A 17,723-nucleotide genomic window follows, 5' to 3' on the forward strand; every position below is an offset into this window, starting at 1 on the left:
GCGTTAGATAAAACGCTGGACCCGCTCCATTGTAGTTTTTAGAATAAAGATATCCGTCAGTACATCCCCGGTTTCCAGAGAATGGTTGGCGTTTTGGGTGAGAAAGATAGGTACTTCTTTCTGCGCTGCCAGTTCCCGGATGGAATCGGTTTCGGCCCAGGGATCTGCGGTGCCGTGGAAGGCGATGCTTCCGGCAAGTGGGAAGGAAAAGGTCTCTGCAAGAGGTGTAAACAGGATGCTTTTTACAGTCAGATCGTGTCGGGAAGCATAGGCAGAGGAGATGACTGTACCAATGCTTTTGGAAATAAACAGAATGCTGCCATAGGAATTCCAGTCGATGCTGCTTAAGGAGCGTTCTGTCTGTTCCAGGGCAAGGTCAAAGGCCTGTTTCATTTTTGTCTGATCTCCTTTGACATTTTCCGGAAGGTTGTCATAGGATACAGTGCGGATCTGGTAGCCGTGCTTGCTGGCAAGGCGGCTGGTATAGTACAGAAGCGGCTTGTCGGCAGTGTATCCGATGCCCGGAAAAACAATAGCTAATTTCGGGGCATTTTTATCGGCTCCAGCTGTATGAGCGGAAACTTTTGTATAGAGCATCTGCAGCTGAAGCTTTTCCTGAAGCTCCTTTAAGGTAATGGAGATCGTACAGGAATCGGATGGAAGATAATCATAATCGGTAACAACGCCGTCCTCTTCCATGGAATAAACAATGTGTGAGGAACCCATGAGCTCCATGTCTTCTTCAATATCTGAAAGTAATTCTTCGTATGATTTCATTTTAGTTCAAACCTTCTTATTCAAAAAATCGTTTATTTTTACAGATTCTTCTATTATACTGGATTCATTGAATGACAGCAAGAGCCGGCAGAGAACTTAAACCTTGCTTTTATCCTGCCTGCACGATATACTAATACAATACATATCTGATTAATGGAGGGTTTTACAAATGAAAATTGCAGCAACATACGACAACGGAAATATTTTCCAGCATTTTGGAAAAACGGAGTTTTTCAAGGTATATGAGGTGGAGGATAACAAGGTTATTTCCAGTGAAGTTATCAGCTCCAATGGCACCGGACATGGTGCACTTGCCGGACTTCTTGCAGATCAGGGAATCAGCGTTCTGATCTGTGGCGGAATCGGCGGCGGTGCTCAGGCAGCACTTGCTGAGGCTGGTGTTGAGTTATGTTCCGGAGCACAGGGGGACGTAGATGCAGCTGTGGATGCTTATCTGAAGGGCGAGCTGGTATCCACAGGTGTGAACTGTGATCATCACCATCATGAAGATGGACATTCCTGCGGAAGCCATGAGGATGGACACTCCTGCGGCGGTCATGAAGACGGACACTCCTGCGGAGGCTGTGGCGGCGGATGTGGTTCCCAGCCATCTATCACAGGTCCTAATGTCGGAAAAACCTGTCGTACACATTACAGAGGAACCTTTAACGACGGAACACAGTTCGATTCTTCTTACGACCGTGGCGAGCCACTGGAATTCATCTGCGGAGCAGGCCAGATGATCAAAGGCTTTGATGCGGCAGTTGCAAACATGGAGGTTGGCCAGGTGATAGATGTTCATCTGATGCCTGAGGAAGCTTACGGTATGCCGAATCCGGATGCGATTTTTACACTTGAGATCGAACAGCTTCCGGGCGCTGAGGATCTTACTGTAGGACAGCAGGTATACCTCTCCAATCAGTATGGTCAGCCGTTCCCGGTTAAAGTTAACGCAAAAGATGAAAAAACCATTACTTTCGATGCCAATCATGAGATGGCAGGTAAAGAGCTGAATTTCAGAATCGAATTAGTAGAAGTGAAATAAGCAGGAACAGTGGGAGGTGCTGTATGGGAGCATATGGCATCTCCCTTTTTTACCTGAAGGGAGGAAACTTTCCTGATGAGGATCGCTATGATACCATTTGGATTATTGTCCGGTTTTATGGACAGTAAAGAAATCCGGATCACAGAGCTGGGTGAAGATGGATTTCGGTTTCGCCTGGCAGAGGAATGCCCGGAACCGGAGCAATTTCTGATCTGTTTTTACGATATGAAAAAAGCCGGGTACAGGAGAGTGGAGATCCGGAGGTTTGGGATGAGTGCAGCAGAGGAGCAATGCCTGCAGGATCAACAGCCATCTGAAAAGGAAACCGGAAAATATTTTTACAGGGAATATTCTGTGAGAGTGGAACAGAAGGACTATGTACAGGAGGTTCGGCGTCTGGCCGGAGAGTACAACAGATATATCTGTCTGAAGCTGGATGGAGACGATGGAGAGCTGGCGAAATCACTGACCGGTTATCCTGCAGAGCTGGATGAGATGCACTGCAGGAGTCTGGAAGAACAGAAGAAGCGGTGGTTTTTCAGAGAAAGTGAAAAGGCTTCCGGAAATCCACAGAATACAATGGATACAGAAGAACTAAGGCTTTTGGATAACGCAGAGTTTGCCCTGGAATTAAACTGCACTTCCCTGTATGAAGAATATCTGCGCCAGCCGCTGCAGGCCTTTCTGGCGTCTTACTGGCAGAAGAATTACCTTACTCACAGTTATTTTGCAGGCCGGACACCGGACAGATTTTATATTGGAAATCAGTTCTGCCATAACCTGTTTCCGACAGAAGAGCAGCTTTTTTCTATTATGGATAAAATGTATTCGGAGGGATTGGAGATCGCACTGGTATTTTCTTATATCCGGGAATTTATGCTTTTGTCTGTGGGAAAGTTTCTGGAAAAAGTGGATAACTGGTGCTGTATTCATGGAGTGAATGTGGAAATCGTAGTCAATGACTGGGCCATGGTGGAAATGCTCTGTGGAAAAACATCTCGCCTGCGTCCTGTTCTGGGGACATTGCTCAATAAACGAAAAAAGGATCCGCGAATGAAATATAAATCCGGTGATACCTCATTATTTCAGCAGAACAGTCTGAATGCCAGGTTTTACCGGGATTTCCTGGCAGAAGAATTTCATATCCACAGATACGAATGGGAATCCTGCGGATATCCGCAGGAGCTTCCGCCGGGAAAAAACAGTCTGCATCTGCCTTTTTATCAGACAAACACTTCTCAGTACTGTCCATTGTATGCTTTGTGCACTACCGGGGATCGTGGTACACAGCAGCTTGCGGAGCACTGTCCGAAATTTTGTGAAAAATACGCACTGCTTTATCCGGAACATTTACACATGGCAGGGCGGTATAACTCCCTGTTTGGTGTGGATAAAACACTTCCGGAGTCAACGGAAATGTGGAAAAATATAAAAGGCACAAAGCCGGATCGTATTGTTGTTAATATATGACAGGTGATGGGCAGGCTGCGAAGGTGGATCGCGAATATCTGTTTGACAAAAATATATTGCAGAAAAAAGGAACAGGACATGGATAACAGTATGAAAATAACAGCCGGGTTAGGCTCCATAGATGAATATGAACGTTTTGTGCAGGCAGGCGCAGATGAATTTTTCTGTGGTTATGTACCATTTTTCTGGGCGGAAAAATACGGCACAGTAATGCCGTTAAATCGTAGGGAGGTTCTCTGCTGTAATGTTCAGCTTGGTGCATACAGTGAGCTGGAGATCCTTTCCCGGATGGTAAAAAAATATAAAAAGCCGGTACATCTCACCTTCAATTCCCTATATTATCTGCCGGAACAGTATCCGGAGATCGGAGATATCATAGAGAAGTGCATGAAAATAGGATTTCGAAGCTATATCATTGCAGATCCGGCGCTTCTTGTTTATCTGAAAAACAGGGGACTTTCCTGCGAGATCCATCTCAGCGGAGAGACAGGGGAAGTGAACAGCGAAATGCTGAAGATGTTCCGGCGCTTTCCTCTGAAGAGATTGATCTTTCATCGGAAAAACACGTTCCGGGATATGCAGTCTGTTATTGCATCTCAGAGAGAGGTGGAGAAACAGGCCGGGATCCGGCCGGAGGAGGGAATGGAGTTCGAGGCCTTTGTGCTGAATGAAATGTGCCAGTTTACGGGAGCATTCTGTAATTCTCTTCACTGTGATGAGATGGGATATCTTTGCAGGGTGCCCTATTGGCTGGGAACTGTACGGAATGGTGAGGCTGTTCCGGAAAAAATAAAGGCTCTTCAGGAGCAGGCCTGGGAGCAGGAACCAGCTCCGGAAGCATATGATGAATCCGGATATCTCTGCGGCGAGACAGGCTGTGGCCTGTGTGCACTGTATCAGCTGAAGAAGGCAGGGATCACGCATCTGAAGCTGGTTGGCCGGGGGAATTATGTGGATTATATGGAAAAAGATATCCGGAACCTGCGAAAAGCGCTGGAAATTTTGGACGTTGCAGAAAATGAAACAGCGTTTCAATGTATGATAAAAAGGATATTGTTTCCACATGGGTGCAGTGAAAAGTGTTATTATTGATGGAAGAATATAAATATTCACGAAAACCGGGATCCGGGCAGAATATATTTTCAGAAGAAATCCAGGACTGAAAGCTGTGAATATCAAATTGCTAAGATAGTGTGAGGAGAAAAGATAAAAAATGAATTTCGAGCGTGTAAAAAGAGAAGAAGCAGATACAGTTCTGAAGCTGTATCGTTCATTGCTGGGGACGCCCTATTGTGTGTGGACAGAAGATTATCCTTCAGAAAAAGAAGTGGAATTTGATCTTTCCAGAGATGCGCTGTTTTGTATGCGGGACGATGCAGGAAATATCGCAGGTGTGATCTCCATTGATGATGATCCAAATGTGGAATGGCTCACATGCTGGTCAGAAACAATGGTGCCGTCAGCGGAGGTCTCCCGGGTGGGAGTATGCCGGGAATTCCAGAACCAGGGAATTGCTAGGAAGCTTCTTGAGGGTGTGATGGAAGAATTGAAGAAGCGGGGCTATCAAGCCGTACATCTCCTTGTTGCGAAGGACAATGTAAAAGCACTCCGCTCTTATGATAAGCTGAATTTTGAGAATGTGGGAGAGTGTGAACTCTGGGGACATATGTACTGGTGTTATGAGAAAGAATTATAAAAAAACACTATAAAAATGAAAAACAGGTATCTTTTTGCCGGGCGGTAGATCGACCACCAATGTCAGATCGATAAGTGGTAGTCAATATACAGTCAGCAGAGAAGATACCTGTTTTTTGTTTGAAAGCAGATCAGATCTTCCGGCAGCTGTCCCTCTCGATCAGCTGATGAGGCACAATGATCTTTGTGGCCGGAAGGCTCGGATTTTCGATATGACTGATCATCTGTGTAGCTGCTTCCATTCCAAGCTGTCCGGAATTGATATCAATAGAGGTCAGCTGAGGCGAAGTCAGTCTGGCAAAAAGTGAGTTGTTAAAGGAAAGAATGGACAGATCCTCCGGTATGGAAATATCTGCTTCCATACAGATCCGCTCCAGGGAAAGCGCCAGAATATCATCACTGACAAGCACAGCTGTAGGACGATTTTCGCTTAAAAGCAGCTTTCGAAGCTCCTGAAACTCATCCTGGGAAGCTGCCGGAACCTCTATACAGTATTCGGGCTGTACGGTTAATCCGTGACTGATCAGCGCAGTCATGTAGCCGGTTTTACGGTCTGCGGAAAAGACCAGAGAATTATCTACACCCAGATAAGCGATCTTCCGGTGGCCCAGAGCATAAAGATATTCTGTTGCCTCCTGTCCGGCCAGAAGGTTGTCATTATCGATGTAGATCGTATGATTGGTGTATTGTGCCGGTTTTCCGATCAGGATATAGAGAAGTCCCTCATTGAAAAGAAAATCAATAACAGGATCATTCACACGGGAATAAAGAACAATAAATCCGTCAACCTTACCGCTTCTGGACATGGAACGTACCGCAGTCAGGATTTCTTCTTCATTCTGACCGGTAACAATGGTGCTGATATACTGATGTGCGTTACAGTAGTGGCTGATTCCCCGGATCGTCTCAAGGTAAAAGGAATTTTCGTATGTCTCCTTTGGGGACGGAGGCAGGATGATACCGATGGAGCGGGAAATCTGTGCTGCCAGGTTGCTGGCCTGGAAATTCGGCTCATAGCCAAGCTCTGCCATGGCTCTGCGTACACGTTCCTTGGTTTCTTCACTGATAGATGGATTGTTTTTGCAGGTTCTGGAAACGGTGGACGGGGACACCCCGGCCAGAGCTGCCACATCCTTGATGGTTACTGCCATAAATTTGCCTCCTTACGGATATGCCGGATCAAAGCGGAAGTATGCATCTGATCTGGCTTTTTTATATCTCAGTTTGATAGATATATTGTAGTTCATAACAAGGATACTGTCAAACATATTGCATAGAAAATTGCATGAAATTGCGTAAAAACAGATGCACAGAGAATCAGGTAGTGAGATGCAGACAGATTTCTGCTTGGCATGATGAAAAACTGCACAAAATCATGATGTAAAAATTGTAAGAAAGGTAGAAAAGACAAAAATGCATTGCACTTCATGCAAAATGGACGTATAATTTACGCAAACGGTTGCGTAAATTATATGAATATGCATCCGTGAGAGGATAATAGATAAGATGCTCTGAGATGCAGGGCTCAACATAAGGAGAGAAAAGATATGGATAAAAGAGCAGCCGGCATTCTGATGCCGATCACAAGCCTGCCGTCAGAGTACGGCATCGGCTGTTTTTCAAAGAGTGCCTATGATTTTGTGGATTGGCTGAAGGAGGCTGGGCAGAGCTACTGGCAGATCCTTCCGCTGGGACCTACTAGTTACGGAGATTCTCCGTATCAGTCCTTCTCCACTTTTGCGGGAAATCCGTATTTTATCAGCCTGAAGGCACTGGTGGAAGAAGGAGTCCTTACAAAGGAGGACTGTGATAAGGTCAGCTGGGGAAGAAGAGCAGACAGTGTAGACTATGAGAAAATCTACAAAGGCCGTTACAAGCTTCTCCGCAAAGCCTATGAAAACAGTAACATCAGCGAGAATCCGGATTATCAGAAATTTGTTGCAGAAAACAGCTGGTGGCTTTCCGACTATGCACTTTTTATGGCAGTAAAGGATCAGTTCGGCGGTGTTGAGTGGACAAAATGGGCAGAGGATATCCGCCTTCGCTGGGCAAATGCCATGGATTACTATCGCAGAGAATTATATTTTGATATTGAATTCCAGCAGTATATGCAGTTTAAATTCTATGAACAGTGGATGAAACTGAAAAAATATGCCAACGAAAAAGGTATCCAGATCATCGGAGATATCCCGATCTATGTAGCTATGGACAGTGCGGATACCTGGGCTCATCCGGAGCTTTTCCAGCTGGATGAGGAGAATGTACCGGTGGCTGTAGCCGGATGTCCGCCGGACGGATTTTCAGCAACAGGACAGCTCTGGGGAAATCCACTGTATCGCTGGGATTACCACAGAAATACAGGATATCAGTGGTGGATCTCCAGACTGAGCTATGTATTCCGCCTTTATGATGTGGTAAGGATCGACCATTTCCGTGGCTTTGATGAGTATTTTTCCATTCCGTACGGTGCGGAAAATGCTATTAGCGGTCACTGGGAAAAAGGTCCTGGGATCGATCTGTTCCGCAAGGTAGAGCAGGCTCTTGGATGGAAGCAGGTTATTGCCGAGGATCTTGGTTATGTGACAGATTCTGTTCGTCAGCTTGTCCATGACAGCGGATTTCCGGGAATGAAGGTTCTGGAGTTCGCTTTTGATTCCAGAGATTCCGGATGTGCCAATGATTATCTTCCGCATAACTATCCGGAGAACAGTGTAGCATACACAGGAACTCATGATAATGAGACCATTGCCGGATGGTGGAAGAGCATTACTGCAAAAGAGCGTAAGCTTGCCAGAGATTATCTCTGTGACAGTTGTACACCGGACAAGGATCTGTATAAATGCTTTATCAGCCTGGTTATGAGAAGCAGCGCAAAGCTCTGCGTGATCCCCATGCAAGATTACATGGGACTGGATAACAGCAGCAGAATGAATCAGCCTTCCACAGTAGGAAAGAACTGGAAATGGAGGATCCGCAAAAGGGAGCTGAATGTGAAGCTTCAGAAAGAGATCCATGGTATTGCGCTTCGCTACGGACGTATGAACTGGTCCGATTAACTGGTACGTTTGTGAGGTATATTCCGTTTAAACGGGACGTGTAAGAGAGTGCGAAGAATTTAGATAGAATAGTGTTTTTTTGTGTGATATAATGCTGTTTCGTAGAGGCAGCTGTCAGTAAAGGGGAGGCTGACAGCTGCCTTATTCGTTTATAAGGATGCAGGGAAGCGGAGGGAAATATCTGCTTTGGATGCGTCAGATTTTTTCAATAAGGGGAGAATTATGACAGGAAAAACACACGCAGCAGTGGGACTTGGAACGGTACTGGCCGTAACGCAGCCGTCCACAGTTCACGGGATGATACTTGCGGCAGGAACAGGAATGCTTGGAGCACTGATCAGCGATATTGATGTGGGAACCTCCAAATCCCATAAGGATGCGGACCGGATCACGCTGGTCGCGGTTCTGCTTGTGGCAGCAGAGATCGCATTGAATTATTTTTATGATTTTTCCATCTGGGAAAAGATCCGCAATAACCAGTCTATGGCGCCGGTTGCCATGGGAGTTATTCTTTTTATTGCAGTCTGTGCCTTTGGAAAAAATCAGCCACACCGGTCATTTATGCATTCGATCATGGCTATGGCTATTTTGAGTGCGGCCATATCCATGGTGTCAATGAAGCTGGTCTTTTACTTTGTGGTTGGATTTACATCACATCTGGTACTGGACTGCTTTAACCGGAAACGGGTACGGATCCTGTATCCGCTGCCGGGAGGCATTGCACTGGATTTCTGTAAGGCAGGAGGCTTTGTGGATTCCCTGCTTTTTAAGCTTGGATCTGTAGCTGTGATCTTTGAGATCGTATATCTGGCTGTGCAGATGGGAGAGAGCTGGAAGCTTTTTCAGATGTAGGAATGTTTTATTTACCGATTACGGATATTTTTATATGGGGCGGATATTGCAGGAACTGAAGGTTAAGACAAAAAAGGAGCAGATTTTCCAAATGCGGAATATCTGCTCTTTTTTAACCGAGTGCGGATCATGAATATCCGACTGACGGTTTATAAGTGTGATCATTTATTCTTTCTGATCCTGCAGGCGCATGCTGTGTAAAGTACGTCTGTGGAAGAGTTCAGTGCTGTCTCACAGGAATCCTGGATAACGCCTACGATAAAGCCAACACCAACAACCTGCATGGCAACATCATTTGGGATTCCGAAAAGGCTGCAGGCCATCGGGATCAGAAGAAGAGAACCGCCGGCAACTCCGGAAGCACCAGCCGCACTTGCAGCAGCAAGGATGCAGAGGATAAGAGCGGTTGGGAAGTCTACGCTGATACCAAGTGTATGTGCAGCAGCCAGAGCCATGATGGAAATGGTGATCGCTGCACCACCCATGTTGATGGTTGCACCAAGAGGGATGGAGATGGAGTATGTATCCTCATCAAGTCCCAGATCCTTGCAGAGCTCCATGTTTACCGGAATGTTGGCAGCAGAGCTTCTTGTAAAGAAAGCTGTGATACCACTGTCCTTCAGGCAGCGCAGAACCAGCGGATACGGATTCTGGCGTGTGCAGATGAAGGTAACGATCGGGTTGATCACCAGTGCAACAAAGAACATGGTTCCCACCAGTACACAGATCAGACGGCCATAGCTTAAAAGAACGCCAAGTCCCTGCTCGGAGATGGTTGTGAAGATCAGACCCATGATACCAAATGGAGCAAGGCTAATGATCCATCTTACTGCTGTGGAGGTTGCATCGGAAATGTTTTCGATGACAGTCTTGGTAGTTTCGCTTGCAGCCTTCAGCGCGATACCGAAGATGATTGCCCATGCAAGGATACCGATGTAGTTTGCATTTACAAGTGCGTCAACCGGGTTGGAAACAATGTTCATCAGAAGATTTTTGAGGACCTCTGCAACACCGCTTGGCGGAGTGACGTCGGAAGTATTTGTATTTTCGGAGAAAGTCAGCATGATCGGAAACAGGCGACTGGAAATCACAGCTGCCAGTGCTGAGAGTACATTTCCCAGAAGATAAAGTACAACAACGAATTTCATGTTTGTTTTCTGGCCTTTTCCCATGTGGCACAGAGAGCTCATTACCAGGAAGAACACCAGAAGCGGGGCAATTCCACGGAGAGCACCGACGAACAGATCACCGAGAATGGAGATCACAGATGCCTGAGGGATCGCAAGTCCGAGAATGATACCAATGATCAGACCACATATGATACGCTTGATCAGGTTGATGCTGTTCCATTTTTGAATCAGGTTTTTCATAACTAGTTTCCTCTTTCCTATTGTGTGAGTGTGCTGGAAAATGCTGAGCCGCAAAGCAATGATCCGATGTAAAAGACAGATCATTATAAGCCGGTACTACTGCATCACGTAAAAGCACAATAAGATAATTATATACAATTATGTCCGTCTTGTAAAGACAAATGTACATAAAACGCGAGGAAGATATAAAAAAGCACCAGATCAATGCTTCGTCTGGCGCTATATATTTGAAGTTTCAGGTCCGAATTTTCCGGAAGCTTACAGCAAAGAACAGAACTTCCGCAAAGCCAGTAATTCCCCATGAGAAAATATACAGAAGATAAAGTGAGGAAATGGTCTGGAAGTGTGCGAACACCGTATAGAACCAGATAACACGGAATACACAGGATCCCAGAATGATGATGATGGTCGGTGGGATACTTTTTCCGATGCCACGGGAAGCGGCGATACTGCAATCCATAAAACAGCTGAAGGCGTAGCTGAAGCCCATGATCCGGATCCTCTCCATGCCTGCATCTATGACGGCCGGTTCTGTGGCAAACAGTGACAGAAACTGCGGACCGAAAACAAGAAGCAGCCCACCAAGGATCGCGCCTGCGATGAAGGCATATGTAAGGCTGATCCCATAAGTCTTCAGCATACGTTTTTTATTTCCGGCACCCCAGTTCTGACCGATGAAGCTTGCGCATGCAGTATAGAAAGCAAACATGACGTTGTAGACCAGAGAGTCTGCATTTGCAGCGGCGGCATTTCCGGAAACCGTGATTGCATCGAAGGAGTTGACGCCGGCCTGTACGAACAGATTTGCAATGGCAAAAATTCCGTTCTGCAAACCTGTGGGAATGCCAAGAAGCAGTACTGCTTTACAGGCCTTCGGGTGAAGACGGAGCTTACGCAGGGATACCCTGCATTCATCTTTTCTCCGGAGGAGGTGGATCATTACCAGAGCTGCGGATATATACAGGGCGATCGCACTGGCAGTTGCCACACCTGCGGCAGCCATATGACAGACGATAACGAAAAACAGGTTCAGAAGAACATTGATCACTCCGGCAATGGAAAGATAGATCAGTGGTCTTTTCGTATCTCCGCGGGCACTTAATACGCCGTTACCGAAATTGTATACGGCCATGGCCGGCATACCCAGAGCATAAATCTTCATATATAAAACAGCCTGATCCATCAGCTCCGGTTTCGTATTCATCATGGACAGCATCTGTCCGGAAAACAGAAGACAGACGACACAGACCAGAAGTCCTGCGATGGCACAGAGAAGAAGAGATGTATGGATCGTTTCTTCGGTACCTTTTCTGTTTTCGGCACCAAGCTCGTGGGCTACACGAACATTGACTCCTGCGCCCATTCCGATCAGGATTCCGGTAAATAAAGTGACCAGCAGAGTTGTGGAACCCACAGCTCCAAGTGCCATGTAATCTGCAAATCGCCCCACAACCGCAACATCACTTAAGTTAAAAAGAACCTCCAACACCTGGGACCCCATCAGGGGAAGGCTGAAAAGGAGGAGATTTTTCCAGAGAGAGCCGGAGGTCATCTCTATGGAATGCGTATTCTTTTTTTCATTTTCACACATAGCTTACCTCATAAAAAATTATAAAAAATTCCTTCATCCAAGGTATACAATACTATGTTGAAATAGGTTTGTAAAGAGGGGAAAATGGCTCTTTCGCCAGGCGCAGAGGTTTGTTTTTATTTATAGATTCTACATTGATTTCAGTACGAACAATGATATAATAAATGAGAGCAATAAGAAAGTATTTTCAGAAATATTGGAAATATAAAATACAGCAGACTAAGGAGGAACTCAATACAATGAAAATCGGAAATGATATTTACTATGTAGGTGTAAATGACCATCAGGTAGATCTGTTCGAGGGACAGTATGTAGTGCCAAACGGAATGTCCTACAACTCCTATGTGATCAAAGATGAGAAAATCGCAGTTATGGACACTGTAGATGCCGGCTTCACAGAAGAATGGCTTGGAAAAGTAGCAGAAATTCTGGATGGCGCGAAACCGGATTATCTTGTAGTTCAGCATATGGAGCCGGACCATGCCGCAAACATTGAGAATTTCATGAAAGCATACCCGGATACAACTGTTGTTGCCAACACAAAAACCTTCACTATGATGGAGAATTTCTTTCGTGGAATGAATCTGGAAGGAAAGAAACATATTGTAGCAAATGGTGACACCCTGACACTTGGAAAACATGTCCTTACTTTCGTATTTGCACCGATGGTTCACTGGCCGGAGGTTATGGTTACATATGATAGCACAGACAAGGTTCTGTTTTCAGCAGACGGCTTCGGCAAATTCGGAGCTCTTGATGTAGAAGAGGATTGGGACTACGAAGCACGCCGTTATTATATCGGAATCGTCGGAAAATATGGCCCGCAGGTACAGAAGCTTCTCAAAGCAGCAGCAACTCTGGATATCCAGACTATCTGCCCGCTCCACGGACCGGTTCTTACCGAGAATCTTGGACATTATCTGGAGAAATATGATATCTGGTCTTCTTATAAAGTAGAGAGTGAAGGTGTAATGATCGCCTACACATCTGTATACGGACATACAAAGAAAGCAGCAGAGCTTCTTGCACAGAAGCTGGAGGAAAAGGGCTGCCCGAAGGTTGTTGTCTGCGATCTTGCAAGAGAAGACATGGCAGAGGCAGTGGGGGATGCTTTCCGCTACGGCAAGCTGGTACTGGCCAGCATTACATACAACGGAGAAGCATTCCCGTTTATGCGTACATTCATCGAGAACCTGACAGAACGTAATTACCAGAACCGCACCATCGGCCTCATTGAGAACGGAAGCTGGGCACCGACAGCAGCCAAAGTCATGAAAGGAATGTTCGAGAAGAGCAAAAATATCACATGGCTTGAGAACAATGTAAAGATCATGTCCTCTCTCAGCGATGAGAATGTGGCAGAGATCGATGCAATGGCAGAGGAGCTCTGCAAGTAATTTCTGAATGTCAGAACAGCTTATAAAAAATAAAGATATAACATAATAAAAAGACGTGGACCCGGATTGATATGTTCGTTCATTTACTGAGTTGTTAATGAACGAAATATAGCGATCCGTAAGTCCGCGTCTTTTTTATTTACTTGAATAACAAATTAAAGGTAAGTCCGTGATTTCATGATCCTGGAAATTGCCACAGGATCATTATATCCTCTTACACCACATAAATCCATAGGCTGGAAGTACTACGTCCTTAAGTTCCAGTGTCTGTCCGGTGATCAGATCGCGGAAAGTTCCCTCCTCCTGCATCCAGGCAGTTTTTTCACTGTCGCTGAAGTTGAAGATTCCGATAAAGCGGTCATCTCCCTTCTGACGGAGGATACAGAGAATACTGTCATCATGAACATCATATGTATACACATCACAGTCCTTATCAAAAACAGATTCCTGGCTGCGGATCTGCTCCATGCGGCTAAGAGTCTGGAAGATCTGTCCCTCAACGGAGGATTTTGAGTTTCTTTTTCCGGCAAGCTCCCACTGGAAAGCACCACGGTGGATATAGCGGGAATCTGCAGCCTTATCCGGATCCTCTTTATAGGAATAATCATTGAGACGTCCGATTTCATCGGAGCTGTAAAGCATCGGGATTCCGGACTGGGTAAGCATATATGCGTGAAGCATCAAATCCTCGCGGATACCCCTTTTCAGCTTCTCGTCATCTTTTTCAAAAAGAGCAGCCTCGATCCCGCACATGGAAGCAGTAGTTCCGCAGAAGCGGGCATCCTGAGTTACCGGGTCATCATTATAGAGCTCTCCGCGGCTGTCGCTTCCCGGATGCTTTCCTGTAAAGAAATCATTCAGGTAACGCTTATGGGATGGCTCATCCATGTCCCATTCTTTCAGGGTGGCGAAATCAAGTCCCCAGCCGATATCGTCATGGCAGCGGAGATAATTCAGGAAGGTGTACTGCTTCGGAAGGCTGTTTACAATATCCATCTGTTTTTTCAGAAGGCGGATATCACGAGTGGCAATGCTGTTCCAGGTTGTAGCCATGGTTGTTACATTGTAAAGCATATGGCATTCCGGCTTCTCTACGGTTCCGAAATAGGGAACAACCTTCTCCGGCTCCATAACGACCTCACCCAGAAGTACAACACTTGGGCAGACGATCTCGGCGATCATACGCATCATACGAACGATCGTATGCACCTGCTTCAGGTTACGGCAGGGAGTTCCCAGTTCCTTCCAGATATACGGAACCGCATCGATACGGATCACGTCCATTCCCTGGTTTGCAAGGAAGAGGAAGTTGTACATCATCTCATTGAAAACACGGGGATTGCCGTAATTCAGATCCCACTGGTACGGATAAAAGGTAGTCATGACATAGTGACCGATATCCGGAAGCCAGGTAAAGTTCCCCGGAGCAGTGGTCGGGAATACCTGTGGTACGGTCTTTTCGTACTCGTCCGGGATCTCACGGTTGTTGTAGAAGAAGTAACGGCTCATATATTCGCCGTCACCCTGGCGTGCTTTTTTGGCCCACTCATGATCCTCGGAGGTGTGGTTCATAACAAAATCCATACACAGGTTCATTCCGTTTTTGTGGCATTTATCTGCAAGGGCAGCCAGGTCCTTCATAGTACCAAGGTCCGGGCGGACTTTGCGGAAGTCGGCTACTGCGTAACCACCGTCGGAACGGCCCTTCGGAGTGTCCAGAAACGGCATCAGATGCAGGCAGTTCACGTTGCATTCCTTAAGATATGGAAGCTTGGCAGAAACTCCCTTGATGTTGCCGGCAAAATTGTCAATATAGAGCATCATGCCAAGCATATCCTTCTGGCGGAACCAGTCCGGATTTTTTTCTCTTTCCAGGTCGCGGTTTTTGAGCGCGCGGCGGCGTGCTGTAAAATACTGGTACATCTGGTCGCAGAGCTCTGCAAACATATCGTCATTGTGATAAAGCTCTGTGTACAGCCATCGAAGCTCGTCGTGATGATGGTTTAAACGTTCCTGAAAAATTTCCTGATCTTTTTTCATGATTTCCTCCCTGAATAGATATTTATAGATGTCGGGAAACCTGTAAAATATTTCCCGGCGGTAATGGTTATCTGACATTTTTCCACAGAATTATAGCATGAAGTTTCCAGTACATGAATATACGGGTTGTTATGGAATATGGAAAAATGTTGTAAGTATTTTCAGTCTCCTGTTGTCTGCCGTCGTATCAGAACAGGAGTGATCTTTTTGTGGATCGGTTTTTGAAGCGGTGCCGGTTTTCTTTTCTTCATTTCGTTCATCTGTTCCACAAGCAGTTCCATGGTAGTCTGTGCGATCACATCAATCTGCTGTCCAATAGTAGTGATCGGGATGATGGACTCCGCAGCAATGGGTGAATTATCGAATCCGATGATCTGATATTCATCCGGCAGACAGTTGTATTTCTGGAAGATCAGATTGAGAAATATATTTGCGTAAGTATCATTGGATAAAAATATGCCTTTTTTCTGACCGGAATATTTACTGTCAATATCCTGAAAGATCACACGCATCTGTTCAAAAAGCTCCTGATAGGAATCACCGGAAACATTAAGGTTCAGTTCATAAGGAACATGATATTCCCGGCATGTTTCCTCAAAGGCACGGATACGGTCATAAGCCGGAATATTCTCAGGTACATGGACATTGATGTGGATTAGTACATCACACTGATTACGTATCAGCAGAGAAGTAGCCTGCATGCTGCCCATGTAATTGTCTGTTGTAACGCTGCATATATGTTCTGCTTCACGTTCAATGGCGATCACAGGAATATTATAGGAAGCCAGTTTTTCAGAGGAAAGAGTATGGCTGAGAACAATAAGTCCTTCAATCTTATAAGCCATCAGCTCGTCCAGATACTGCATTTCTTTCTCCGGGCCGCCATCACTGACAAAAACCAGAAATTTGTAATGATAATCGGAGTAACTTCGAAGAAGCTGTGTCAGCATTTCGGAATAATAATGAAGATAAAGGTTCGGGACAATGATCCCTACAAATTCGCTTTTTCCATTGGCAAGAACCCTGGCAAGCTTGTTTTTTCTGTAGCCGAGCTCATCAAGGGCTTTTGCGATCTTTTCCTGATTTTCCAGGGTCAGAGAATCCGGATGATTGAAATATCTGGAGATCGTAGTCTTGGAAAAACCAGTGTATTCTGCAATATCGGCAAATGTTACCTGTTTTTTAGCCATAAAAAAATAGTCTCCTTTTAACAGCAGAAAGTTATGATACGGAATGCAGATGTGATCATATAAGAGAAATCTGCAGACCGTACAGGATAATTGGATTGATGTAATTAAGTATAACAATACAGACGTTAAATAGCAATAAAAAAATAACCAGTTAAGTTACCGGTAACTTTTCTTAAATAAATTAACAAAAAAGGTTGACAGAAGCTATGGCATATAGTAGTATCAAATTATAAAGTAACCGGTTACTTTACCGGTTACTAAATAAGAACGAAAGAACAAAAAGGGAGGAAAAGAGAATGAAAAAAGGTTCTGCGAAAGCTGTCCCGGCAGGAAAAAGAACTGCTGCAGAAAAGCTTCAATATGTGAAAAAGAACTGGCAGCTGTATGTGTTTTTTCTGTTGCCTGCACTTCTTCTGACGATCATCTTCAAATACGTGCCCATGGGTGGCGTACTGATCGCTTTTGAGGACTACAATGTCATTGATGGTGTATTTGGAAGCAAATGGGTAGGACTGGAATACTTCCGGAGATTTCTGGCATCACCGGATTTTATGAATTATCTTGTGAACACTCTGAAACTGAGTATTTACGGACTACTGTGGGGATTTCCGATTCCAATCATCCTGGCACTTCTTCTGAATCAGATCCGGAGAGCCGGGATCAGGAAAAAAATTCAGCTTCTGATCTATGCGCCGAATTTTATTTCCGTTATCGTACTCTGTGGTATGGTTCGTATGTTTCTTTCACCGGTAGGTCCGCTGAATAAACTGATCGGTTCTGATGCCAACTGGATGACCATGCCGGCAGCATTTCGTACCATTTACATAGCCAGCGGAATCTGGCAGACAGCCGGATGGGCATCCATTATGTATACAGCAGCACTTGCCAATGCAAGTAAGGATCTGGAAGAGGCAGCAGTGGTGGATGGAGCAAATATTCTGCAGCAGATCTGGTATGTACAGCTTCCGGCTATTAAAAACATCATTGTGATCCAGTTTATTCTTCAGGCCGGAAATATTATGAGCATTGGTTTTGAAAAAGCATATGCACTGCAGACAGATATGAACCTTCCTGCATCTGAGATTCTTTCTACTTATGTATACAGAATCGGTCTTCTGAATGGAGACTATGGATATTCTACAGCAGTGGGGCTGTTTAATTCAGTGATCAATGTAATTCTTTTGATCTTTGTAAACTGGGTAGTCAAGAAACTGAATGACGGAGAGGGATTATAGGAGGT

At 45.3% G+C, this 17,723-nt stretch carries 13 protein-coding genes and 1 pseudogene; 8 read left to right on the forward strand and 6 right to left on the reverse strand.

The features are described 5' to 3' along the window. Positions 1–3 precede the first annotated feature (3 nt). Positions 4–777 (reverse strand): alpha/beta hydrolase, encoded by a 774-nt coding sequence (locus tag HFM85_RS10525; RefSeq protein ID WP_173738080.1) that lies wholly within the window; start codon positions 775–777, stop codon positions 4–6. A gap of 169 nt (positions 778–946) precedes the next feature. Between HFM85_RS10525 and HFM85_RS10530 the strand changes: the two genes are divergently transcribed. The 4 genes from HFM85_RS10530 to HFM85_RS10545 all read left to right on the forward strand — a co-directional run bounded on the left by HFM85_RS10530 (position 947) and on the right by HFM85_RS10545 (position 4,988). Then, a complete protein-coding gene (locus tag HFM85_RS10530) occupies positions 947–1,822 on the forward strand; it encodes a NifB/NifX family molybdenum-iron cluster-binding protein (RefSeq protein ID WP_173738079.1) in 876 nt (291 codons plus the stop codon). A 75-nt stretch (positions 1,823–1,897) separates the two neighbouring features. Then, positions 1,898–3,292, forward strand: a complete 1,395-nt coding sequence (locus HFM85_RS10535) for a hypothetical protein (RefSeq protein WP_173738078.1) — start codon at positions 1,898–1,900, stop codon at positions 3,290–3,292. A 78-nt stretch (positions 3,293–3,370) separates the two neighbouring features. Beyond that, positions 3,371–4,384, forward strand: coding sequence for a U32 family peptidase (locus HFM85_RS10540; RefSeq protein ID WP_330596753.1), 1,014 nt, complete (start codon positions 3,371–3,373; stop codon positions 4,382–4,384). Positions 4,385–4,505: 121 nt separating this feature from the next. Then, complete coding sequence (locus HFM85_RS10545) at positions 4,506–4,988, forward strand: GNAT family N-acetyltransferase (protein ID WP_173738077.1); 483 nt, start codon at positions 4,506–4,508, stop codon at positions 4,986–4,988. Positions 4,989–5,118: 130 nt separating this feature from the next. On the opposite strand, the gene HFM85_RS10550 is transcribed toward HFM85_RS10545, so the two are convergent. Then, on the reverse strand, positions 5,119–6,138 hold the full coding sequence (locus tag HFM85_RS10550; protein WP_173738076.1) for a LacI family DNA-binding transcriptional regulator: 1,020 nt from the start codon (positions 6,136–6,138) through the stop codon (positions 5,119–5,121). A gap of 396 nt (positions 6,139–6,534) precedes the next feature. Here HFM85_RS10550 and malQ point away from each other — a divergent pair, with 396 nt between their 5' ends. Together malQ and HFM85_RS10560 are read left to right on the forward strand one after the other, a co-directional pair. Next, entirely contained in the window at positions 6,535–8,043 is a 1,509-nt protein-coding gene (gene malQ / locus HFM85_RS10555) for a 4-alpha-glucanotransferase (RefSeq protein ID WP_173738075.1), read from the forward strand. Between the two features lie 222 nt (positions 8,044–8,265). Next, positions 8,266–8,895, forward strand: a complete 630-nt coding sequence (locus HFM85_RS10560) for a metal-dependent hydrolase (protein WP_173738074.1) — start codon at positions 8,266–8,268, stop codon at positions 8,893–8,895. A 161-nt stretch (positions 8,896–9,056) separates the two neighbouring features. On the opposite strand, the gene sstT is transcribed toward HFM85_RS10560, so the two are convergent. Beyond that, positions 9,057–10,265: a serine/threonine transporter SstT gene (gene sstT / locus HFM85_RS10565; protein WP_173738073.1), complete on the reverse strand. Its 1,209-nt coding sequence runs from the start codon at positions 10,263–10,265 to the stop codon at positions 9,057–9,059. A 235-nt stretch (positions 10,266–10,500) separates the two neighbouring features. Next, positions 10,501–11,856: an MATE family efflux transporter gene (locus tag HFM85_RS10570; RefSeq protein WP_173738072.1), complete on the reverse strand. Its 1,356-nt coding sequence runs from the start codon at positions 11,854–11,856 to the stop codon at positions 10,501–10,503. A 239-nt stretch (positions 11,857–12,095) separates the two neighbouring features. On the opposite strand from HFM85_RS10570, the pseudogene HFM85_RS10575 reads away from it, so the two are divergent. Further along, a pseudogene (locus HFM85_RS10575) lies at positions 12,096–13,250 on the forward strand (FprA family A-type flavoprotein); the annotation flags it as partial. A gap of 207 nt (positions 13,251–13,457) precedes the next feature. On the opposite strand, the gene HFM85_RS10580 reads toward HFM85_RS10575, so the two are convergent. Beyond that, positions 13,458–15,293 carry an amylosucrase gene (locus HFM85_RS10580; protein ID WP_173738070.1) on the reverse strand — a complete coding sequence of 612 codons (1,836 nt, stop codon included), beginning with the start codon at positions 15,291–15,293 and terminating at the stop codon, positions 13,458–13,460. A 161-nt stretch (positions 15,294–15,454) separates the two neighbouring features. Beyond that, positions 15,455–16,483 carry a LacI family DNA-binding transcriptional regulator gene (locus HFM85_RS10585; protein WP_015526650.1) on the reverse strand — a complete coding sequence of 343 codons (1,029 nt, stop codon included), beginning with the start codon at positions 16,481–16,483 and terminating at the stop codon, positions 15,455–15,457. A gap of 296 nt (positions 16,484–16,779) precedes the next feature. Here HFM85_RS10585 and HFM85_RS10590 point away from each other — a divergent pair, with 296 nt between their 5' ends. Then, on the forward strand, positions 16,780–17,718 hold the full coding sequence (locus tag HFM85_RS10590) for an ABC transporter permease (RefSeq protein WP_015526649.1): 939 nt from the start codon (positions 16,780–16,782) through the stop codon (positions 17,716–17,718). Positions 17,719–17,723: the final 5 nt, after the last annotated feature.

Origin of the sequence: Blautia schinkii (assembly GCF_013304825.1) — a bacterium.
In the GTDB taxonomy this organism is placed as follows: Bacteria; Bacillota; Clostridia; order Lachnospirales; family Lachnospiraceae; genus Blautia_A; species Blautia_A schinkii_B.